Raw genomic sequence first — 22,703 nt, 5'->3', positions numbered from 1 at the left:
TGCAACCCAACACCCGGCAAGCTACGAGTTTGCGTCGCGGTGCTGTGTGTCGAAATTCTGCCTCGCTTCTCGGAAGCGGTCCGCATTCTCGATGATCCAGGTCCACAGCGGAACCATGCGAACGAGCAGTTCCATGCCCGCCTCGGACAACTCGTACTCGACCTTGAGGGGCATTTCTTCGAAATCGTGACGGAGCACCAAGCCGTCACGCTCGAGCTGTCGTAAGGTGCGCGTCAACATACGTTGAGTAACCCCGTGCATTCGCCTGCCGATTTCTGCATGGCGCAGTCTGCCATACACGCCGAGCATGTGGACGACGCCGAGTGACCAACGGTTTCCGGCATGTGCGAGCACTTCCCGCCGCAAGCCATCATCATCGTCTCTCAGGCCGTCACAGTCCGCAGGACATCTTCGACGCACAGCTGGACGTGCGCGAATCGCTGCGCAGCCAGCACCAGACTGAGTGGGTCATCATCTCGACCGGCATGTTCATGAGCTACCTGTTGAGCCGGAATTCGGTGTTGTTGACCTGCAGAACGACGCAGTCCACCCCCTGGGCAGCCTCGACACCGCCGTGACGCTGACGACGCCCGATGATATCGGCGCGCTGACTGCCGCGATCGTCTTCGCCCAACCCCGTATGCGGAACGAGATCGTGTATCTGGCCGGCGACACCGTGACTTACGGGGAGGTCGCCGACAAGCTGCAAGCGGCCCTCGGCTGTCCCTTCAGCCGTTCGGAGTGGAGCGTGCAGTATTTGCTGGATGAGTTGGCGCGCGACCCGAACAATATGATGCGTAAGTATCGTGCGGCTTTTGCTCAAGGACGGGGTGTCGCATGGGACAAGAGCGTGACGTTCAATCAACGACGGGCCATTCCGGTCACCGACGTGGCATCGTGGCTCAATGCCAACCTTACTTCGGGCGGCAGCGAGTAATCGTCAGTCCGACCATCCAGGCAAACGGCATCGACGACCGCTCCCCAAACAGAGAGCCTTCCCCAGCGAAGGGGCGGGCTTCCGTATTCCGTACTGATTTCCACCGAATTCTGCTTGGCGAAGCCGGCGTGCTAAAGCAATGTGGCAGGTGGCGGAAGTTGCTTGTCAGCCGTCGTTGATAGCGCTGAAGATTGGATGACGCGTTAGGGGTCGGGAGGACGCATTGCCGACTGGCCCGCTTCCGGGAAGCCAGATTCCACTGGCCTCTTTCCGTTTTGAAGGACGAAGGTGTGAATTCGGCGATTAGGCGAGTGCTCAGCTTATCAGACGGCGTTGCCGCGACGAACCTCCGAAACTGCCCAGTTCCGACGATGCCCTTTCGCGGCCATGGGTGACTGCACGATAAACATCGCGACATATTTGCTCTCGTATGCCGCCAGAGGCTGGACACCGTACCATCGCTTCGGAAAGCGGTGGCCGGGATAAAGCGATTCCGTCTTCTTCATCACGTCACGCGCAACTGATGACGACGGCAGGCATTCTACCGCCGCCTCCGCACCAACCCACGCGCGAGCAACAACTCCTCGTGTCGCGCAGACTTCGGTACGGCTCTGTCGGGGTGTCGTGGTCAACTGACACCGAGATGCTCATTGATTAGGATACCAATACGCATTTAAAACGATTTGACAGCACCCCCACTTGGGTGAACCCACTACGACTCGGCGCGCCCCACATGGTGCCTAGGTGGGGCCGCCGGGGCATTGTTGGATGAGTAACTATCCCAATCGCTTTCGAGCTCGAATCCAGTCGAGCGGAGCTTGCTGTTGTCGAGACGGAAAAACCCCATTGGAAACCGTCGTGGAATGCACCTTCCTATCGCAATGTTTTTTAGAAGATCAAAAACAAGCGGAACATGGAAAAGATTTTTCTTGCCGGCTCGTCGATAGAATTGCTTGTAGGTCGGTGAGTTTATGTCCGCAATATTGAACGCATCGAGCCCGGTCGTTATACGGCCGTTTAGTGAAACTTGCAATAAATGGGCGACAGCCCTGGCAACGTTACGTGTAGAGATGTAATGGCTGTTACGATACAGCGCCAAGAAACGTTTCGCGCGCCCCCATGCGAGCGACTGCTCAAGATAGCCGGGGCCTTGCGCGAGCGCAATCCTATAAAGGTCGACTTTCATCTTCTGAGCATACCGCGAAAGTATATCTTCTCCTTGCCGCTTGCTCTGCGCGTATTCGCGCATGAAGCCGGATTCGAAATATTGTTTTTCGAGCGGCAAGTCCGGGTTGATCAACGGATCGCTCTCAGTTACGAGCCGTTTCGAAGGCGAGCCGTAAACCACCATTGAGCTGGCCTGACCGAAATATTTGACGCCGTTTCGCACACAGGCTCGCGCAAGGCGTTCGAGATTGACAACGTTAGTGGTATGCGTGGCCGGCATGCCCGGCAAACTCGCCGCCAAATGAATGACTGCGGTGACTCCGGTAACAAGTCTGTCCAGTTCCTCATCTGCGAAATCATCTTTTGAAAAGTCTGCACACAGCCATTCAACCCGGGCCTCATTGGGTAGGTTCCGGTGAAACTGCCCCCTTACGCGATATCCTTTTGCGAGCAGCTGCTCAACTACTGCCGTCCCGAGATTGCCGGTCGCACCCGTGACGAGCACGAGGGGACTGTTGTCACTAATCCAGGTGGTTTTTTCGAGCTCGTGAAGCCGCTGAGCTGCAAGGCGCTCTCTCAAATGATCTGCGAGTCGTATTGCAAGCGCCATGATGACCATCGTCGGATTGGCATGCCCACTGGTTGGGAAAACGGAGGCTCCAGCCACATACAGCCCTTTTACTCCATGAACCTGGCAATTTGTGTCTACCACGCTTGATGCCACATCTAGCCCCATCCGCGTTGTCCCCGCAGAGTGACCCATGTCGTGAAGGACGATCTTCGAAGCGTCGCCAGAAGCCAACGCGGGCGACAACTGGAATCCGTCAATTCCGGCGCGCTCGAGTTCTTCTGCCAACAATGCCCCCAGCTTCAATACTCCATGCCGCACCTGGTCGCTCGCGTCCCAGATGACGCGTGGTATCGGAATGCCAAGGCGGTCGCATTGCTCGGAAAGCGTGACACGATTTTGTGGCGATGGCGGCTGCTCGCAGATAACGTCCAGGGTGACCTGATCGATCTTTCGCGCCGAGCCTTTGGCCATGTAATCGCGGGCTACGAAGTTCGCGTTAAGTAAGACGGCCAGATCGGCGAGACTGCGACGCAGTCGCCGTGGCAATTTCTGGTTACCTAACAACATCCGGCCAACTTGACCCACGACCAGGGCGGGACTTGCGGTCACGGCTAAAAAGTCTGCAGTGCGTTGCTCGCTCTGCCTTTTGGCTAGTCTCTTTAGCGCCTGAATGGGATCGTCGTGGGAAATGCGCACATTTGCATAGACCGCCATATTCGTCAAATGTTGCTGCTTCTGAACCTTTGCGTTTAGCGACAATCCGTGGGAATACATAAAAGCACGGTGTTCAGCGAACCGCGTAAAAAAGCCAAACATCGCTGCTGCCCGCCCTTGTGATGGCGCGGTAAACCGCCCTAACGACATGCATGGATGATCCATCAGGTACCGACCAACCACATCGTTCGTGTTACCTATTGCGACGCCGGAATTATCTTTTGAGACAAGAAGTAAGCGGGCATTTTCGACAGCACCAGCGGCCAGCACAACAAAACCGGCCCTGAGGAAGCAACGCTTCCTACCCGAAAGCGAAGAAATAATCTCGACGCCGATGACCTTGCCATCTTCAATTTTTATCGAACTTGTTGTTGCATTAAGTACAACCGTCACATGTTTATGGTTCTCTCTGCGGAATTCGGCCCCAAAGCGTAAGACATCAGTCATGTCGTCAGGCGAGCGCGCTATTTGCCAGAAATATGAGGAAAACGACGTTAGCCTTCCGATCTCGTGTGGCATCCTCGCCTTGTCGGTCGTCCAAAAACGGTGATCAGTGAGCAGTGGGCCGACGTCAAGGCGCTTTGCTGCCAACGTGATATAGGGAGCCAGCGCGTCGAAACGCAACGGCCACCCCGAATGAGGCACCCACTCACGGTGGGCGAAGTCGGCAGCGTCGAACGGAGCAACCTTGCCAGCCCACGCTACCGTTGAACCACCAAATACACGGCACCGAACACCATACCGCTGATTATCAGCGCGCCACAACCTCATCTGATAAGCGTGCGACGCATCGCGGTCACGGTTTAACTCATCTCGGCCGATGTCATCTGGGACGTCCACCGCATTGAGTGCTTCATGATTGGGCGTTTCTTCCAAACCGCCGCTTTCCACGATCAGCAAACGCAGACCGAGTCCTGAAAGCTCGCGAGCAATCGTAAGTCCGGCTGCGCCGGCTCCGACGATTAAAAGTTCGAATGCCGTACCATCTATTTTTCCGCCACCGTCGTCCTCAAAATCAATGAAACGGGTCATAGTTTATCCTTTGCTAATTGGCAGGAATCGCTACAAGCCGCGGCCTTTGCTGGTTAAATCAGAGGCCACAGGCAGGCGCCTACGCACCGCCGTGCGCCAAAGGACGACGCTTTAATTGTTTAATTGAATTGCTTGCTGCGAGGGAACCACCATTGATCGCTTACGTGCGCGCGCATTCGCATTGGAAGCGATTCTAGGTTATGCCACGGCTCCCACGACGCATACGCCCGGGCGTAAAGTCACGTACTAATGTCCCAAATCGTTGAGTGTCGATAAAATTTGTCGTACGAAATATTCGAACCGTCGCGAGCAACGCACGATGGTTCTACCCAGGCCAATAACGTCAGACATTTAGATGGACAGTATCAAGCAATCTTTCTTATGGAAGTGGTTAGAGGTGGCCGCGCAAATTCGGACAGTCGGATAAGTGGAAGGCTCGGGGCCTGAGCCGGCGATAATGCCAACAAAGGAACCCAGAAGATGACAAAGAGAACCGGACGGACGCACTCAGCCGCGGTCAAAGCGAAAGTGGCAATCGCGGCGGTCAGGGCGAGCGGACGCTGGCCGCATCGGCGCAGCAGTTCGATGTGCACCCGAACCACATCACGGAATGGAACCGTCAGTTGCAGGAACGTGCCGCCGACGTGTTCGGCGCAGGTATACAGCGGCACCGGCCATGTTGGTCAGGACAATGCGCAACTAACTGTCAGGCACATGTCCACCTCGCACCGGCTCCGCCAAGACCCCAGCTAGCAGACCAGGGCGTCGCTCGGGCCCCCCCGAATTGCTCCCACCGCGGCCGAAGCCGCTTCCTCTGCGCCAAGGTGCGTGCTCCGGCCCATTCCGCGGCCCTTTCTGAAGGGAAATTGAATGAACAAGCAGGAGCTCATCGACGCAGTCGCTGCCAGTACGGGTGAAAGCAAGGCCAGCACAGGCGAAGCCCTTGACGCGATTCTCGAGGCGGTCACGTCCGCCGTCACGCGTGGCGAGACCATCCAACTGATCCAACTGATTGGCTTCGGATCGTTTTCGACGGGCGCCCGTTTGGAGCGCACCGGACGCAATCTCTCGACGGGCGATACCATCACCATCGCGGCCGCGAAAACCGTCAAGTTCACCGCGGGCAAGTCGTTCATGGAGGCCGTCAACGCGTGCCCGGCAACGGGCGGCCATGAGCGTGTACCGCGAGCTACCGGAAGATCGGATTTGTCGAAATCGAAAATGATGGCAGGGTTTGCATCATGATGTTCGATTCTTCGTCACTGTCAGGCATGGATTAGCAGCACCGATAGCATCGAGATTGTCGACCGTTGCGGACGTTGGACGGGCTGCCACCGAGCGGCAGTTGAGGGGCGGCGCTTTGCCGCCGCTCGCGCCATCGTAGTCTCGGATGCCAAGTGCCGATACGAATGAATGAGGGTGCTCGCGACCCCCAAGGGAGATCCGCTGCGTGGTCGCCGAACGGCAGGTTCCGAGGCTACAACCGCCATGGCCATGATTGCGTTCGCCGCACAGTTCCTCGGCCAATCAAGCGATACGAACTTTGCATCCGGCGGCAGACCGGCTTATCGCGACTGCACCTGCACAGGAGCCCATGGTTTGCCTGACGTCTGCGGGGCGATCACGAGGTAGCGGTGCTTGTCACGGGAGGAACTCACGCCTGGCGTGACCAGTTGACGAATCTGGCCGAGCGCGTTGACGATCGCGGAGCCCGACGGATTGGTCATGAAGTTCGCGAGAATTTGCACGTTGCCAGTGCCGTCGGGATTGTCGGCAAGGCCCAGCACATAGGGCTGCTTTGGTTGCAGGCCGCTGACGGCGGCCTGGAGGACCTGCACGAGACCCTGATCAAACAACGCGACAGTCGTAGGTGCATTGGCGGCGTCTGTCGGCTTGGTCGATCCCACCGGCACTAGTGTAATGTGGGCAGTCTGACCAGCCAGGCCCAGTGCCTGCAGGTTCTGCGAGCCGTCACCTTCCGGCACCGCGTTCGGCACGTAGGTGACTGCTTGCGGCGCCTGCCCGATCGGTATCGTTGCGATGACCTTATTGGTCAGTGTATCGATTGCAGTCATCGCATCGGCGTTCTCGAGACCGACGTAGATGCGACTGCCATCACCCGACGGCCAGAGCCCATGCGGCAGGTTACCGACCGGAACTGTCGCGACCTGCGAGAAGTCATCCGTTCGGAACACCTTGACAACATTCAGGCCACCGACCGTCACGTACGCGAACATGCCGTTGGCGTTATGCACGATGTTTACGTGGTTGGTAATCGGGCCCGTGTCGAGTGTCTTGATCAGCGCGAATGGCGGCCTCGCATCGAACACCTGCACCTTACCCACGTCCTTGAGCGTGAACCAGACCTGCTTGCCGTCAGGGGTCGCGGCGATGTCCGGACAGAACGGGCTTGCCTGCTTGACCGCGCCGACGATCTTGTGGTCAGCCACGGAAACTACCTCAGTCTCCGGATTGAAGGATGAGCAGACGTAACCATACTTCCCGTCCGGTGAGAAGATCTGCATGCCAGGGCCAGCTGGGACAGTTATGCGTGTTATCTCCTCAAACGTAGTCCCGTCGAGTACCGCGACGTAGTTTTCGCCGCGCACGGTCACCCAAACTTCCTTTCCATCAGGCGTAAAGAATGCCTCATGAGGCGAGCGGCCAACGTAGGTGACATGCTTGGTGGCGTTCGTCTGCGTATCGATAAATGAAACCGAGTTCGATCCGATGGAGACGACGGCGATCGTGCGATGGTCCGGCGAGTAACCCATCCCATGCACGAGCAATTGGCCTTTGTACAACGGACTGAAATTGCTCGGCGACGGGTCGCCGAGGCGAATCAGGCCGACTAGTTTGTTGGCGGCTGGGTCGATCACCGACACCGTGTTCGAAAACTGCTCGGCAGCGTAAACCCGATCATGGTGGCTTACCGGAATGTCGGCATCGGTGAGCGATCCGGGGGCCTGGCCGGCCCATGCGAGCTGCGCCGCGATCAGCGCGGCCACCGACAGTGCGACGGTGAAATTTGATGTGAGTTTCATCACTGTTCCTCTCGCGTATTGTTCGGCATATTCATTTGCATACCGTGGTGGGACGTCGGGTGGGAGTGGGTAGCCGGGGCGGAAGCGGGCTTTTGCTGGTCTGCAGCAGGCGCCGACGGCGGCAATGGCTGGCCGAGCGCGACGCGCATGGCGATAATTTCCTGCTGTTGCTCGACGACGATCTCTTGCGCGATGCGACGTAATTGTTCGTTGTGTCCATAGCGCAGTTCAGCCTGTGCCATGTCGATGGCGCCCTGATGGTGAGGCACCATCATTGCGACGAAATCACGATCGACATCGCCTGTCGGCTTCACGGACATACCGTCCATCATCCTTGTCATGGCGGTATCGCTCTCCGCCAGAAAGGGCGCTTCGTCAGAAGCTGCGGTCTGCAAACCTGCAGTGAATGCAGGCGAATCACAAAGAGCTGAGATCGCAAGGGCGATGACGACGCTCAGGATCGTTCGCGCGATACGAGGAACGGGGGGGCGCACGATGATTCTCCTGTTGTGGTTAGCACGTGTCTCATTGGAGTGAACCCGCCCGATGCGAGGTTATTCCGTGTGCCAGGCACTTTTTTCGCGGAAGACGTGCTGCCTTAACCTTTCGATCTTTCCGGAGGCCCGCGTTCGCGGTCCACAACAAAGTGTCGCTCCGAATGACCGCATCTTTGTCCGAGGACACGATAAACATGACCGCCGGATGAAGGTCCGTTACTGGATGCCAAGGCGACATTTGGGTGACTGCCCGGGCTCACCGGGAAGCGACCGGAGTTGGCCGTGTGGCAACCAGTCAGGCGAACCTTCTCCGGAAAAACCGCGTCCTGACGCGCCCGCCACGAGCGCCGTCGTGACTACCGCTACGCCAGGACTCGCGTCCCTCGGCGTTGGAGAATTCTGGAACCAGCACATCGACCGCTGAACATCCGGACGAGATAGTGAGGATGCGCCAGCAGGCTCTGCGGCGAATCGCGAATACGGCCGTGAGGTCGCGGCTGCAAAAAAGGTGTATGACCTCAAGAAGCAGAAGCAAAGAAGAAGCGCGACGCTGCGGTCTCAGTCGCCCACCATGGTGTGAACCAGTGAGACGCATTCCCCGATTGCCCCGGGTGATCGGGCAGTAGGGCTCGCGTGTGGTTCGGAGTGGCCGCGTGATGGCTCCCGTGGATCGATCCGCGGCTTTTGGCCGATGTGACACAGACTTCGAGCGAATCGAGCAGGCTGCGTTCTGGCTTCATATCCTGCGCCAACTTCTGCGCCCAAGGCGATTTCTAGGTTCAATACGCGCAAACTGCATTTCCAGCCTGTACGCAGCACGTCAGCCCCGCGGCACTGAGCGTGGCCGCGGGGCAGTGCGGCGCCTTTCACCGGCGCCGCGCCTACGCGGCGTCTTGCCGAGCGGTGCGCGCCGGAACGCGCCGCCGACTCGCGACATCGAACTCCATATGGAATGCCAGATCCGTGCGACAAGCACCGTGCGGGCAGGCGCGTTCGACCGTCGCTCAGGAGGCATGTATGAAGCAAATCGCAGTTGTCGTGACAAGCGCACTCGCGCTGGCCGTCTTACCCGCTGCCGTGAAGGCCGCCGCTCCCAGCGATGCACAGATCGCTGCAATCGTCGTCACCGCCAATCAGGTCGATATCGACGCGGGCAAGCTGGCCGAATCGAAAACCGGCTCGAAGGAGGTCAAGGGGTTTGCGCAGCAGATGGTCGCCGACCATGGCAACGTCAACAAGGCGGCAGGCGATCTCGCGCACAAGCTCAACCTGACGCCGAAAGCGAATGAAACCAGCGATAGCCTCAAACAAGGCGGCGACCAGAATCTCGCGAACCTGAAGAGGCTGGAGGGCGCGCAATTCGACCGCGCGTACATCGATCACGAAGTGGCCTATCACGAAACCGTGCTCGACGCGCTCGACAAGACGCTGATTCCGTCTGCGCAAAACGCTGAACTCAAAGCGCTGCTGGCGAAGGTGCGGCCCGCGTTCGTCGCCCACCTCGACCATGCGAAGATGCTGCAAAGCTCGCTCTCAAAGTCGCAATGAAGGCAGCGATCCGATACCTGACGGGGCAGGCGCGATGCGCGAGACGAGCGCGCGTGCTGGGTTGCGCGCTCGCCGTCTGCGCGGCGTCGGCGCTATCCGGTGCCAGCGCCGATGCGGCAAAGACCTACTACGTGACGATCGAGCAGATGCGCTTCGATCCGCCGACGCTGACCGTGCATGCGGGCGACCGCGTCGTGTGGGTCAACAAGGATCTGTTCAGCCACACCGCCAGTTCGAGCACGCAAGCGTTCGATTCGCACGACATCGCGCCGGAAGCTTCATGGAGCTACGTCGCCAGCCGTGCCGGCCACTATCCCTACTCGTGCACGATGCATCCGACCATGCATGGCACACTGGACGTTCAATGATGCAGACCGACAAGGAACGCAAGATGGCCGACACCGGGCCCGAGCTCGCGCACTACGACGAACGGGACATCGTCCGGCGAGTGGTCGCGGGCGACCGGAGCGCGTTCGAAACGCTGATGCGCCGGCATAACCGGCGCCTGTACCGCCTCGCCCGGGCGACGCTGAAAAACGATGCCGACGCGCAGGACGCGCTGCAGGACGCCTACTTGTCGGCCTTCAAGGCAATCGGCGGCTTTCGCGGCGACGCCACGTTGTTCACGTGGCTGTCCCGGCTGGTGCTCAACGAGTGCTTCGCGCGCCTGCGGCGCGACGCACGCCGGCAAAACGTGATTCCCATGGTAGACCCGAAAACGCCCGTCGATCTGGATGCGCTCAACACGCGCGACGACTCCGCCGCGCCCGACGCCGCAGCCGCGCGCGCCGAGTTGCGCGCGTTGCTCGAACAAAAGCTGGACGCGTTGCCAGCCGCGTTTCGCGCGGTCTTCGTGATGCGTTCGGTGGAGGAAATGAGTGTCGAGGAAACCGCCCAGTGTCTCGACATTTCCGAGGCCACCGTGCGCAGCCGGCACTTTCGCGCGCGCAGCCTGCTGCGCGAAGCGCTGGCGATCGACCTGGATATGGCCGAGCGTGACGTGTTCGAATTCGGCGGCGCGCGTTGCGATCGGGTCGTGGCGACCGTGCTTGCACGCCTCGCGGATTCGTCGGACGGCTGAGTGTGCGGGCAGGTGCCGCCAGCCGCGCTGACGGCAAGCGACATCGGCGTAGCGCGCAACGAAACTGTCATCCATTGAAAGGCCTCCTGGCCGCCCTTTCTTTGGGCGGCCAGGAGGCCTTTCAATGATTATTACCACCCCAGCACGGCGCGACGCGGGCGTAACCGTTTTAATATCTATGGTCCCTCCCATTTTTGCAACCACGATTTTGATGTCATTGCAGGCTCGCTTAAATCTATCCGGCGTCGATAGTGGGGATCAGATCATGCCCCGCGCCACGATGAGGTTCGCGCCCGAAGGTCCTTAAAAGTGTCTCCGCTTTTGAAAGCCTATTTAATACCCCGGTTGTTCTTCAGGCCGGTGTGCCGTTCATGTCATCAGATTTCAGTCGTCCAAAACCAGTTGGGTGATTCGCCAGAAGTTGAGGCGCGCAGTCAGTCCGTGCGACAGTCAATCCCGCACAGTACGCGGTGCCGTGGGCTGCGATTGACCACGCAGTTCAAGCCAGTTTGTTAGCCAGTGCGCACGCAACGACGTTTGAACGTCGTCGGGCGAGCATCGCACGATCGAGGCAAGGCGCTTGTAGTTCTCACCATAGCTTAGTCCGACTCGGTTCCCGGCCTCATCGGCGTCCGTGAAGTTGACGTAGGCGGCTTCCAGATTGAACGGGTGAATGGCCTTCCAGTACTCACGCCCCAAGCCTTAAGCGTCTCGACGTCCCCGGGATCGGCGTTGACCGCGGCAATAACCATCCAAAAAAGACGCGTCCCGCGCGCTCCACGGCGTGGCATCCCTGGCGACCCGCCGAACGACGCCGTCTATGGGCTACAGGTGCCTCAGGCAGAACGGGGTCGGTGCATCGAGCGCATTGACGATGTGCACGTCGATCGCCTCGTCAGACAGAGCCTTGACAAAGTCGCCCTTCCAGTACCACTGCAGGCCTTGAGGTAGAACGGGTCGAACAAACTGTTGATGGCCGTCCACGGCATCTCGCCCGTCCAGTTGAACAGCGGGGCAGGTAGTTTCTCGAGCAGCCAGGCCATGAGCTTCTAACCTCTGCGATCGGCCCGTTGAATGCGCCGATCAGCACACAGGCGCGTTGGTTCCAGTGCTTGCAGTGTGTCATGAAAAAGGGACATAACTCGCATTCCGGTTTTCCCCGCTACTCGGATGACGGCAACCGTTCGGTGTTGCAAAAATCAAGTGTTCGCGTCCTATACTGTTTCGGATCGTGTCGATGTGGTCGCGCTCTACATCGGTCGTCTGGAAGGTCGCCCGCCCGGGAGATGAGGAGGATGTCATGACGCAACCAGCCGTCAAAATCGGAGTCATCGCCGAACAGACCGGCCCACTATCGTTCATGGGCATCGCCGATGCCAACGTGGCAAAGATGGTGGTCGACGACATCAATGCCAGCGGCGGTCTGCTCGGCCGGGAACTCGCGCTCTGCCTCGAGGACGGCGCGACTAGCGATACCGTGGCAATAGCGAAGGCCACCAAGCTGATCGAGCATGATCGAGTCGACGTGCTGCTCGGCGGGATCTACAGCTCCACACGACAGGCGATCAAAGGCGTCGTCAAGAAGAGCGGCAAGCTATACATCTACCCCGAGCAATACGAAGGTCACGAGGCCGACCCGCTCATCTTCTGCACGGGCCCGGTACCGGCGCAGCAGCTCGAGCCGCTCGTTCCGTGGCTGATGCAGACGACGGGAGCAAAGACGTTCTATCTGCCGTCGGCCGACTACATCTGGCCACAGGTGATGAACAGGAAGGTGCGTGACCTGGTTGACGCGGCCGGCGGCCAGATTGTCGGGGAGGACTACTATCCTCTCGATCACATGGACTATCGTGAGACGGTGAGAAAGATCGTAGCCAGCAGTGCCGACGTCGTTTTCAATACGATCGTCCCGCCTGGTCTTACGCCGTTCTTTGAGGAACTCTACAATTCTGGCTTCCAGAAGCGTGGCGGCAAGCTGGTCTGCACCTACTTTGACGAGAACTTCCTCAATCTGGTGCCGGCCGGGCAGGTCGAAGGTCTCTACGGCTGCCTCGACTATTACCAGGAGGTCGAGGATCCGTTCAGCCGCGATCTGCTCGTCCGCTACAACAAGCTGTTTCCCGGCAGCGCGCAGTTCACGGCCGGCAGCGCCTGCACAGGTCTCTATCGCGGCATGAAGCTCTGGGAGGCTGCGGTGCGTGAGGCGGACACGCTCGACCAGGACAAGGTAGTCGCGGCGCTCGACCACGCGAAGATTGCGCAAGGCCCCGGCGGCCCGGCGGAGATGGTGCCGGGGCAGCATCACGTCCGCATGAACATGTATATCGCCCAGGCGACGGGCGGCCGGTTCAAGGTCCTCAAAAAGCTGGGCGCCATCGATCCGAAAGAACAGATCATTGGTCGTCTTTGAGCTATTGCAGCTCGGCAGGGCCGCTCCTGCTGCGGCGCTCGCATCGTGCACGATTGAAGCAAGTCGGCCTTATGGAAAGCTTCAAAGGCCGATCAGCGCGCGTGCCGTCGCTAACGGGCGGCGCGGGGAAAAGCAGCCGGCGGGTCGGCCTGATCCACATGACATAAGAACCGACGGCGAACGGCCGGGGCTATTCGTCTTTTGGATGCTCGGTGTGCGAGCCCTATACGCCAGTCTTCAGCAATTCCGAACCTAAAAGCGAATGCCACCAACGAACGATTTCAGTATCTACGTCAACGCGCATCTGACGTCACCGAAACCGGGCCGCACAACGCTATGACAGTGGACGACGCAATGAATCGTCGCCTTACCACTGGACACTCCGAATGAAGAAGCTTGCTGCGGCCCTGGTTACATCGCTGTTTGCTACAGTCGCGTTCGCCCAGGCTTCCGCACCCGTTGCCACTGCACCCGCTGCTGCCGCTACCGCTCCTGCCACGAAACCGGCGCCTGCCCACAAGTCGACGAAGCACATTCATAAATTCTCCGTTTCACGGTTGGGTGCCGACGTCAAACCTGAACTTCTTTTACAGACCGCTAGACCGACACTACGTCGCACCATCCGTTAGAGCTTGACGCACGTCAAACGATGATTTGTCCCGGGCGCCATGCTGGTGTGGTGAACAATTTTTTGCCAGGTCGGTGCCGCTCTGCGGGTATGCGTGACAATTGCCACACGCTCGAGAAGCCGGGCCGGGAGGTAACCATGTCTATTTTTCGTGCGAGTGTATTTTCAACGTCACTTCTCGTTGGGGCAATACTGTGTGCCAGCGTGTCGGCGCAGCCGCTGCCGGCGCCAGCGATGCAAAACGGGATCCGATATGTAACAGGCGGCATCGGAGAAGATGAAGTCAAGGCGTTTCATTCAGTCGCACTCAAGTACAACGTGCGGATCACGCTGTCGGCGAAGTCTGGTCATTACCTCTCCGATGTCGACGTAAGAATCTCCACAGGAACCCGATCTCTTCTGGTTGTACGGACGGCAGGCCCATTCCTCTTCGCACATTTGCCTGCTGGCCAGTACCAGATCTCCGCGCGTGACAGGCACGTAACAGAAACAAGGAAAGTCGTGGTCCCCGCGCGAGGCGGCATCGATGTTCATTTTTCCTGGGAGGATCCCGACAGGCACGACGTCATGCAGTTATGTACTGGGTGCCGCACACCTTGATCACCATGCGTGGCATTGCTGCGCAGGCATTTCGCGGAGCTTTGCACACATTTATACGGTAACTCCGTGTCCGGTGGATCTGCGTCGGTTCCGCGACCCTGAGCCCACTGACAATGGGAAGCAGTGATGCAAATCAAACGACGCGCGAGGAGCAGGGTTGCAATCGTGGACCTTGAGTCGATCACTGAAGTGGTGACCGGTTGCCCGCCGTGACAGACCTTGCTGCTTTAATGTTGAGCGAATAATGGAGACCGTCTTTTCCGTCAACGCAGTCAGCAAGATCTACCCGATGGGGAGCGTAAGCGTGCATGCGCTCCACGACGTGACTCTGGAACTGGAAGCTGGAGAGTTTGTGGTTCTGCTGGGCGCATCGGGCAGCGGTAAATCCACATTGCTGAATCTGATGGGCGGACTCGATACGCCAACATCCGGGACTATCAATTACCGGGACCACCGGCTCGACGCTGTGCCCGACCGGGACCTTACGCGATTCCGTCGAGAGCACGTCGGCTTCGTGTTTCAGTTCTATAACCTCATACCAGGTCTCACCGCACGTGAAAACGTGGCGCTCGTGACGGAGATTGCAGATCAGCCGCTTGATCCCGACGTCGCCCTGGACATGGTCAGCATCGGCACACTTGCCGATCATTTTCCTTCCCAGATGTCGGGCGGTGAACAGCAGCGGGTCGCGATCGCCCGTGCAATAGCGAAACGCCCCGATGTCCTGTTGTGCGACGAGCCTACGGGCGCGCTGGATTTCCAGACGGGGCGGGTCGTGCTCGAGGTACTCGAACGCGTCAATCGCGAGTTCGGAACCTTGACTATTGTCGTTACGCACAACGCTGTCATCGCTGACATGGCGAATCGCGTCGTGCGCATGAGCAGCGGCACAATCGTCGAAGATCGTCGAAACGCGAGGCGTTCGCGTGCCCGGGATCTGTCATGGTAAGTGCCCTGACACGGCTTCTATGGCGGGACCTCTGGCACATGCGGGCGCAAGCATTTGCTGCAGTGCTGGTCGTGGCTTGCGGCGTGGCCACATTCGTCGCCATGCGCACGACGTATTTGAGTCTGCTGACGGCGCAGCAGGACTATTACGTCTCTTACCGCTTCGCCGACCTGTTCGTAACGCTCAAGCGCGCCCCACTTGCAGTCGCATCGCGTATCGCGTCGCTGCCCGGCGTCGCTCGCGTCGATCCGCGCGTCGTGTCTGATGTCACACTCGACGTGCCCGGTCTCGATGAACCCGCGACCGGGCATCTCGTTTCAATTCCCGAGTTTTCCTGGCCGGTGCTTAACCTGTTGCATCTGCGAAGCGGCCGATATGTGTCGCCGGGCCGGGACGATGAAGTGCTGATGAGCGCTGCTTTCGCGGAAGCAAACAATCTCGATGTGGGGCAGCACGTCGGGGCCGTGTTGAACGGTCGCTGGAAAGAACTCAAGATTGTCGGTATCGCGCTTTCGCCAGAGTATGTCTATGAAGCGGGAGCCGGGTCTATTTTTCCGGACAATCGGCACTACGGTGTCATCTGGATGGGACGTGACGCCGCGTCGGCTGCATTCAACATGGACGGGGCATTCAACGACCTGGCAATCGCACTCGACAATAGCAGTCGCATATCCGACGTGGTCGCCCGGGTCGACCGCGAACTGGCACGCTATGGCGGGCTCGGTGCGGTCACGCGTGAGGATCAGCTATCGCATCGCTTCATTTCCGACGAAATCGCACAAAACCGGACCACATCTACGTATGTGCCCGCGATCTTTTTCTGCGTGGCCATGTTTCTGTTACAGAGTGTGCTGAGCAGGCTGATCGATACCCAACGCGCACAAATCGGTTTGATGAAGGCATTCGGATACGGAAACGCGCGGGTCGCGCTGCACTATCTCCAGCTGGCCTCGCTGATCGCGGCGGTGGGGACCGCGATCGGCGTGGCGGCCGGGCTGGGGCTCGGATCCTATCTCACGGACATGTACGCGAGATACTATCGCTTTGCCCATCTCGAGTACCAGGCTGACCGATCCGTCATGATCTCTGTCATTGCCGTGAGTTTCGTCACCGCAGTTGCGGGCACGGCGGCAAGCGTGGCGAAGGCTGCGAGATTGATGCCCGTCGAAGCACTACGTCCCGTATTGCCACCGGCATTCGCGGCAGGCTGGGCGGAACGGACTGGATTGTCCCGGCACCTCAGCGTGACCGGGCGAATGGTTGTGCGCAATATCGCGCGGCAGCCCGTCAAATCTGCGCTTTCCTGTCTTGCGATTGCCAGTGCGAGCGCGATCCTCGTGATAGGGGGATTCTTTTTCGATGCTATCGATTATCTCTTCGATGTGCAGTTTCAACGCGTTGAACGTCAGGACGTGACCATCACGTTTGCACAGCCACTGTCGCATCGGGCATTGTTCGCGCTCGAAAGCTTGCCCGGCGTGTTGACGGTCGAGCCGTTTCGCGATGTGCCCGTCAGACTTTCCTATGGATACCGCTCTCGCCGGATCAACCTGAGCGGAATCTCGACGACGGCAGCGATGCATCGCCTTGTCGATGAACAGGGTCTGCCGTTGCGCGTGCCCCCGGACGGGATGCTGATCTCGTCACAACTCGCGCACGCGCTGGGACTGCGCGCAGGTGACAGGATCACGGTGGAGTTGCTCGAGGGCAAGCGCCAGTCGCGACAGGTGATGGTGACGGGTAAGGTCGGAGAGCTGGTCGGCATTCGGGCGTATATGGATCAGCAGGCCCTCGCGCGCCTGCTTGAAGAGAGCGGCAACTGGACGGGGGCGTGGTTGCAGACCGACGCGCGCGCGCTGGAGCCTCTGTACGGCACGCTCAAGCGTATGCCGGCCGTCAGTACGGTGGCCGTCCGGCAAACGGTAATAGACAGTTTCCGCAAGATCATGAACGAAAGCGTGCGTCTTTCGACCACAATCAATTTCGTGTTCGCCTGCATCATCGTCTTCGGGGTTGCTTTCAACGGGATGCGTATCGCCTATTCGGAACGCGCACAGCAACTGGCATCGTTGCGCGTACTTGGCTTCACGCGCGCAGAAGTCGCCCGGATCCTCCTTGGCGAACAATTCGTGCTCGCTACGGCATCAGCGCCTATCGGTCTGTTGCTCGGATATGGCATCTGCGCGTTGCTGGTCCGACGCCTTGCCACCGATCTGTACCGTCTGCCGCTTGTCATCGAAGCTCCGACGTTCGCGTACGCGCTACTCGTCACCGCCGGCTCGGTGGCGTGCTCCGGACTGGTCGTGGCGTGGAAGATCAGGCGCCTCGATATCGTCGCGGTCCTCAAGGCGCGCGAATCATGAAGCGCAACCGCATTCGATCGGGGTTACTCATTGCGGCCGCGACGCTCACAGCCGCCGCGATTCTGGCGGGCGCGTTCTGGCCGAAAGCGGTTGTTGTCGATACGGCACCGGTGAGCCGGGGACCGCTTCGGGTCACGATCGACGAGGATGGGGAGATCCGAGCACATGACCGCTACGTCGTCACGGCGCCGATCACTGGTCGTTTGCTGCGCGTGACCATGCGCGAGGGGGACCATGTGCGTGCGGGACAGGTGATTGCGGTGCTGGTGCCCGTCGCTATGACGCCCGGGGAAAGCGCGGAACAGCGCGCCCATGTGGAGTCGGCGGAAGCGGCTTATGGGGAAGCGCTGGCGCACGTCGATCATGTTCGTGCCGATCTCGAACAGGCGCGCAGGGAGTATCAGAGAGGCAAGGCATTGATCGAGTATGGCGGCATCTCGAAACAGGGATTGGAGCAACTCCGCGTCACCGAGGCATCCGGCATGAGCGACCTCGATGCAGCCCGCGCCCGCGCAACATCTGCGGCAGCAGAAGTACGAGCCGCGAAGGCGAATCTGCGAGCACTGGAAGCCGGGCATCCCGTGGAAGTCCGCGCTCCTGTCGATGCCGTCCTCCTGCGTGTTGATGAGCGGAGCGAACGCGTAGTGTCAGCCGGTGCTGCCGTGATGGTGCTCGCCGATCCCTCTCGCTATGAAGTGGTCGTAGATGTTCTCTCAACGGACGCCGTCAAGATCAGTCCCGGGATGCGCATGTCGGTGGAAGACTGGGGCGGGCCTGTGCCAATCGATGCAAAAGTGCGGGTGGTCGAGCCGGGCGCTTTTACCAAGGTTTCGGCGCTGGGAGTTGAAGAGCAGCGCGTGCATGTCATTGCTGATCTGTGGGGCGTCCCGGGCCGGCTGAACGACGGGTATCGGGTCTTGGGCAGGATTGTGATCTGGGAAAGATCTGACGTGGTAAAACTTCCCATCGGCTCGCTGTTCCGCTGTGGGCAGCAATGGTGCGTTTTCGCGGTCGAGCGCAAGCGTGCTATACAGCGCGTTGTGCGCATCGGACAGCGCAATTCCGAAGAAGCGGAGATTCTCGACGGTCCTGGCAGTAATCAGATCGTGATCGTATATCCACCCGGTACCTTGACGAATAATGCCCGAGTTATGGTGCGCTGATGCCGTTGCTTTCCCGCGTCTTCCTGCGGATCGAGCGTTGTGTTTGCGGGGTCCCTCGATTATCCGCGTAATCAATTTTGCGCTCGTCGGACCGATGTTCAACGCTTCACCGTGCGCCCGCGCCTGCCGACGTCCCGATCTCTCATGGCACGTCGCCACTTCAGCTTTCGTTGCTCGATCAGCGTTTTCCAGTCGAGTTTCATGAGTATGTACACGGACCTCAGAAGGGCAATCTGGGAGACGATGAAATAGCCGCTCAGATACCCGCCTTCGATCGGGAACTCGAGATCGATATAGGTCGAAGCGAGCCGCCCAACGTGAGCCCAGACCGAATAGCTGATCGTACGACCCGCAAAGAAAGCCGCACCAATGATGCCAAGCGGCAATCCGGCGTCGCCAGCGTCGACATGACCTGATTTTCCGCGCGATTTCTATCAAACGAGCTTGCAGCCCGGCACGATACACCGCTTGATGTGGATCAAGCGCAGCACGGCAAGGTTCGGATCTGCCAGGAAATGACGATTCCATGCCGGCCGGGTATTTCACGGAAGGATTCGTATCCTATGCTGAAGGCAGCGATTTGAAATCTAACCAGTTGCGATCTTTTCCTCATGACACGTCCGCTTCGCTCAGTCGAGCTTGTCCTGCTGGCCGGCTCGGCCGTAAGCCTCGTAACGGGCATTGTGTTTGCCGGGCTCGACGACGTGGCGCTCGCGCATGCAATGTGGGCCGTTGGAACCTTCCCCGTTCTGCTGGCGCTGCTGGTGTCGATCGTCAAGGCGCTGCAGCGGCATGAGGCGGGCGTCGATGTGCTTGCGCTGCTCGCCATCGGTTTCGCACTGGGGCTCAGCGAGTTCCTGACCGCCGCCGTGATCTCGCTGATGCTGGCGAGCGGACGGGCGCTTGAAGCCTATGCGCAGGAGCGGGCACGCCGCGAAATGACCGCATTACTGAGCCGCGCTCCGCGTCACGCCAACCGCTTTGAGGGCGGTGAGTGGCGCCGGGTCGAACTGGATGCGGTACGTCCCGGCGATCGTCTGCTGGTACGAAGTGGTGATCTCGTTCCCGTCGACGGCTCGCTGATCGGCCACGCTCAACTTGACGAATCCACGCTCACCGGGGAATCCGCGATCCGGCAACGCTCACCCGGCGAGCCGGTCAATAGTGGCGTCGTGAGTGTCGGTGTTGCGTTCGAGATGGTCGCTGCCGCGAGCGCGGCAGACAGCACGTTTGCTGGGATAGTCCGCATGGTGCAGTCAGCGCAGCGCGAGCGCAGTCCGGCAAGCCGCCTTGCTGATCGCTACGCGCTGTGGTTCGTGCTTGCCGCGCTTGCACTTGCCGCAGGTAGCTGGCTGATCTCCGGAGAAATCGCACGGGCGCTTGCTGTGCTTGTGGTCGCAACCCCGTGCCCGCTGATTCTTGCAGTTCCTGTGGCCATTGTTTCCGGTATGTCGCGTTGTGCGAAACGGGGCGTGCTCGTGAAAGGTGGAGGTGCGCTGGAACGGCTCGCGCAAGCGAGCGTACTGTTCTTCGACAAAACGGGAACGCTGACGGGAGGGCACGCGCGCCTCGTCGCAATCGAAGCAGGCATTGGCACTGCTCCCGAGACGGTTCTGCGCTTTGCCGCGTCGCTAGGCCAGGCGTCAGCACACGTCATATCCGAAGCGGTAACTGCGGCTGCGCGCGAGCGCAATCTCCCCCTGTCACTACCAACCCGCGTGGACGAGCGACCCGGTGCCGGAGTTCAGGGCGAAGTGGATGGCCATATCGTCGCGATTGGCTCTTATGTCTTCGTATCATCGCTCGCGACGCCGGCATCCTGGTGCGAAGCTTTTCTTCATCGCCTGACGTACGAGGGCGCCTCTGCTGTGTTCGTCGGGGTCGACGGTAGCATGGCCGGGGCCCTGCAGATGGCGGATCAGATCCGGCTTGAAACTCCACGTGCGCTGCGGCTGCTGAAGCAGGAGGGCATCAAACGGGTCGTGATGCTCACGGGCGACAGACGCGATGTGGCTGAAACGGTAGGGGCAATGCTGGGCGTCACGGAGGTGCGGCCTGAGCTTTCACCTGCGGACAAGCTAGCAGCGATCCAGGCGGCACGACGTGAAGGGCCAGTTGTCATGGTAGGCGATGGAATCAACGACGCTCCTGCGCTTGCGGCCGCTGATGTCGGCGTTGCGATGGGGGCGCGAGGCGCCGCGGCGTCTTCAGAAGCAGCGGACGTGGTGTTGCTGGTCGACCGGCTGGACAGGCTTGTCGAGGGGTTTCGGGTGGCGAAACACACGCGGCGGATCGCCGTCCAGAGCGTGATGACCGGTATGGCGCTGTCGGTGGCGGCAATGGTGGTCGCCGCATTCGGATTCCTGCCGCCCCTGTCAGGCGCGTTGCTTCAGGAGATCATTGATGTGGCCGTCATCGCGAACGCGCTGCGGGCCTTGAGGATTCGTTCGACAGCCATGGCGGGCAGCCTTGCCCGTAGTGACGAGGACCGCCTGAAGGCTGAGCATGTCGAACTTGGTCCAGTAGTCGGGCAGATCAGGGAGCTCGCGGACAAACTGCCCCGTTTGCCGGGACCTTCCGTGGCGGGCGCGCTCGCTAACATGAGCGATTTGCTGGCACACAAGCTCGTCCCACATGAACAGCGCGACGACCAGGAAGTGTATCCGGATCTTGCGCGCCTTCTCGGCGGAGAAGACCCGATGGCGGCGATGAGCGCCATGCACCGTGAAATTTTCCGGATCTCCCGTTTGCTTCGGCAAATGACCGAGGCAGTGCCAGCCGGCGGCCCCGATGCCGATAGCATTCGCGAATTCCAGCGTCTGCTGTACGGACTCGATGCTATCGTACGCCTGCATTGTGCACAGGAAGAGGAACTGTTCCATACGCTTGCCGAGGGCGCGTAAAGATCGAATTCCTGTTTCCGCGCGCTGGTACCGTCGCGTGATCGGTTACCCGGCGCCTTGATCGCAGCTACTGGAATTCCGTCAAGCGTCCTATGTGCCGACGAGTAGTAGCGGGGTTTGCGCAAGTTGCGCGACCCGCCCCGCAACGCTACCAAACAGCCAACGTGATATACCCCTCCTGCCATGCGTTCCCATCACAATCAGTTGCGCGTGACAGTTGCTGGCTTCGCGAACGATGGTATGGGCAACGTCGTCGCTGGTGCGACGAGTCTTGACGAGTGCGGTACTCGACCTTGTCGACACACGCGAAAGAACCGGCTCCGCTGCCGCCAGGGCGTGTTTGCCTTCATCAAGGAAAGCGTCTTCCAGTGCATCGATGGGAACGAAGTCGCTGAGCCGTACCGCGCGATCAATCACGTAGATGGCTCGCAAGGAAGCGTCGGGTGCCGCAAACCGCACGCCAAAGCGCAACGCGTTTGCCGCGTGAGGGCTTCCGTCAACCGCGAACAGGATCTTCTCCGGCAAATGTCCGTTCTCGACGCTATAGCCTTCCGGTACGACAAGCAGGGGGCAGTGCAGAAGCTTTGTCAACCCCTCGGAGACGGTTCCCTCTACCCAACGCGCCAACCCATGATGGTGGTGCGCACCGACGACCAGCAGTTCGGCTTGCCATGCATTGGCAGCATTCACCAACGTCTGCACAACGACCCCGCCGCGCTTCGAAAGGTCGACCACTTCCGTCTCGATGCGTACGTCGCGTGGCGCCAGAAACGCTTTGGCCTGTTCGAGCGCTCCCGCCGCATCCTCAAGTAATCTGTCGCGGACTGAATCCAGCGCGTGTCTGACATGGCGACCGGTCGGAAAGAGGGTATGCGGATTTTCAGCAACGCTCACGAGCCGGACTTCACCACCGTGGGGGAGGATGCTGCTAGCGTACGCAAGCGCGTTTCGCGATGCTGTCGACGAATCGACGGCAATGAGGACTCTGCGCGGCAATGCGAGACTGATGTCGTCGGATTGGGTCGGATTCATGCTTTATCCCATAAGGTCGTCGACTGCCATCCGTCAAGCGGACAGACCAGGGCGACATGCCAGC

The 22,703-nt window shown here is 59.8% G+C and carries 16 protein-coding genes and 4 pseudogenes; 12 read left to right on the top strand and 8 right to left on the bottom strand.

The annotated features are described in order from the left end of the window. Positions 1–21: 21 nt before the first annotated feature. Positions 22–420: a winged helix-turn-helix transcriptional regulator gene (locus BPHY_RS31205; RefSeq protein ID WP_041766096.1), complete on the bottom strand. Its 399-nt coding sequence runs from the start codon at positions 418–420 to the stop codon at positions 22–24. Here BPHY_RS31205 and BPHY_RS31200 point away from each other — a divergent pair. Continuing rightward, a pseudogene (locus BPHY_RS31200) lies at positions 387–937 on the top strand (aromatic alcohol reductase); the annotation flags it as partial. The gene BPHY_RS31205 and the pseudogene BPHY_RS31200 overlap by 34 nt on opposite strands. A gap of 323 nt (positions 938–1,260) precedes the next feature. Here BPHY_RS31200 and BPHY_RS42690 read toward each other — a convergent pair. Then, entirely contained in the window at positions 1,261–1,443 is a 183-nt protein-coding gene (locus BPHY_RS42690) for a hypothetical protein (protein WP_041765699.1), read from the bottom strand. A gap of 206 nt (positions 1,444–1,649) precedes the next feature. Continuing rightward, positions 1,650–4,421 carry a GMC oxidoreductase gene (locus BPHY_RS38895; RefSeq protein WP_012405461.1) on the bottom strand — a complete coding sequence of 924 codons (2,772 nt, stop codon included), beginning with the start codon at positions 4,419–4,421 and terminating at the stop codon, positions 1,650–1,652. Between the two features lie 480 nt (positions 4,422–4,901). Between BPHY_RS38895 and BPHY_RS43460 the strand changes: the two are divergent. Together BPHY_RS43460 and BPHY_RS31185 are read left to right on the top strand one after the other, a co-directional pair. After that, a pseudogene (locus BPHY_RS43460) lies at positions 4,902–5,074 on the top strand (IS3 family transposase); the annotation flags it as partial. A 217-nt stretch (positions 5,075–5,291) separates the two neighbouring features. After that, a pseudogene (locus tag BPHY_RS31185) lies at positions 5,292–5,573 on the top strand (HU family DNA-binding protein); the annotation flags it as partial. A 413-nt stretch (positions 5,574–5,986) separates the two neighbouring features. Here the strand turns inward: BPHY_RS31185 and BPHY_RS31180 are convergent. Further along, positions 5,987–7,465 (bottom strand): YncE family protein, encoded by a 1,479-nt coding sequence (locus BPHY_RS31180; RefSeq protein WP_012405459.1) that lies wholly within the window; start codon positions 7,463–7,465, stop codon positions 5,987–5,989. Then, positions 7,465–7,959 (bottom strand): DUF305 domain-containing protein, encoded by a 495-nt coding sequence (locus tag BPHY_RS31175; protein WP_012405458.1) that lies wholly within the window; start codon positions 7,957–7,959, stop codon positions 7,465–7,467. The genes BPHY_RS31180 and BPHY_RS31175 overlap by 1 nt, the downstream gene beginning before the upstream one ends. Positions 7,960–8,979: 1,020 nt before the next feature. Here BPHY_RS31175 and BPHY_RS31170 point away from each other — a divergent pair. From BPHY_RS31170 to BPHY_RS31160, 3 genes are read left to right on the top strand one after another with little or no spacing between them, the layout of a single operon-like run. Then, on the top strand, positions 8,980–9,510 hold the full coding sequence (locus tag BPHY_RS31170) for a DUF4142 domain-containing protein (RefSeq protein WP_012405457.1): 531 nt from the start codon (positions 8,980–8,982) through the stop codon (positions 9,508–9,510). Next, on the top strand, positions 9,507–9,878 hold the full coding sequence (locus BPHY_RS31165) for a cupredoxin domain-containing protein (protein WP_012405456.1): 372 nt from the start codon (positions 9,507–9,509) through the stop codon (positions 9,876–9,878). Before BPHY_RS31170 ends, BPHY_RS31165 begins: the two co-directional genes overlap by 4 nt. After that, entirely contained in the window at positions 9,878–10,591 is a 714-nt protein-coding gene (locus BPHY_RS31160) for an RNA polymerase sigma factor (protein ID WP_012405455.1), read from the top strand. Before BPHY_RS31165 ends, BPHY_RS31160 begins: the two co-directional genes overlap by 1 nt. 603 nt (positions 10,592–11,194) lie before the next feature. Here the strand turns inward: BPHY_RS31160 and BPHY_RS44290 are convergent. Then, positions 11,195–11,290: pseudogene (locus BPHY_RS44290) on the bottom strand (hypothetical protein); the annotation flags it as partial. 601 nt (positions 11,291–11,891) lie between these two features. On the opposite strand from BPHY_RS44290, the gene BPHY_RS31150 reads away from it, so the two are divergent. From BPHY_RS31150 to BPHY_RS31135, 5 genes are all read left to right on the top strand, one after another. Beyond that, positions 11,892–13,001, top strand: a complete 1,110-nt coding sequence (locus tag BPHY_RS31150) for a substrate-binding protein (protein WP_012405454.1) — start codon at positions 11,892–11,894, stop codon at positions 12,999–13,001. Positions 13,002–13,767: 766 nt separating this feature from the next. Beyond that, positions 13,768–14,229, top strand: a complete 462-nt coding sequence (locus BPHY_RS40195; RefSeq protein WP_012405453.1) for a hypothetical protein — start codon at positions 13,768–13,770, stop codon at positions 14,227–14,229. A gap of 244 nt (positions 14,230–14,473) precedes the next feature. Continuing rightward, positions 14,474–15,178, top strand: a complete 705-nt coding sequence (locus BPHY_RS31145) for an ABC transporter ATP-binding protein (protein WP_012405452.1) — start codon at positions 14,474–14,476, stop codon at positions 15,176–15,178. Beyond that, positions 15,172–17,541 carry an ABC transporter permease gene (locus tag BPHY_RS31140; protein ID WP_012405451.1) on the top strand — a complete coding sequence of 790 codons (2,370 nt, stop codon included), beginning with the start codon at positions 15,172–15,174 and terminating at the stop codon, positions 17,539–17,541. Before BPHY_RS31145 ends, BPHY_RS31140 begins: the two co-directional genes overlap by 7 nt. Further along, entirely contained in the window at positions 17,538–18,704 is a 1,167-nt protein-coding gene (locus BPHY_RS31135) for an efflux RND transporter periplasmic adaptor subunit (RefSeq protein WP_012405450.1), read from the top strand. Before BPHY_RS31140 ends, BPHY_RS31135 begins: the two co-directional genes overlap by 4 nt. A 98-nt stretch (positions 18,705–18,802) precedes the next feature. Here BPHY_RS31135 and BPHY_RS31130 read toward each other — a convergent pair whose 3' ends face one another. After that, entirely contained in the window at positions 18,803–19,090 is a 288-nt protein-coding gene (locus BPHY_RS31130; RefSeq protein ID WP_244257771.1) for a hypothetical protein, read from the bottom strand. A 225-nt stretch (positions 19,091–19,315) separates the two neighbouring features. Here BPHY_RS31130 and BPHY_RS31125 point away from each other — a divergent pair, with 225 nt between their 5' ends. After that, positions 19,316–21,607 (top strand): heavy metal translocating P-type ATPase, encoded by a 2,292-nt coding sequence (locus tag BPHY_RS31125; protein WP_012405449.1) that lies wholly within the window; start codon positions 19,316–19,318, stop codon positions 21,605–21,607. A gap of 90 nt (positions 21,608–21,697) precedes the next feature. Here BPHY_RS31125 and BPHY_RS31120 read toward each other — a convergent pair whose 3' ends face one another. Beyond that, positions 21,698–22,639, bottom strand: coding sequence for a universal stress protein (locus BPHY_RS31120; RefSeq protein WP_012405448.1), 942 nt, complete (start codon positions 22,637–22,639; stop codon positions 21,698–21,700). Between the last annotated feature and the right edge of the window lie 64 nt (positions 22,640–22,703).

The sequence above is a fragment of the Paraburkholderia phymatum STM815 genome (assembly GCF_000020045.1).
GTDB classification, from domain to species: Bacteria; Pseudomonadota; Gammaproteobacteria; order Burkholderiales; family Burkholderiaceae; genus Paraburkholderia; species Paraburkholderia phymatum.
The sequence above is the reverse complement of the archived record's forward strand: the minus strand, read 5'-3'. Positions and strand labels throughout refer to the sequence as shown.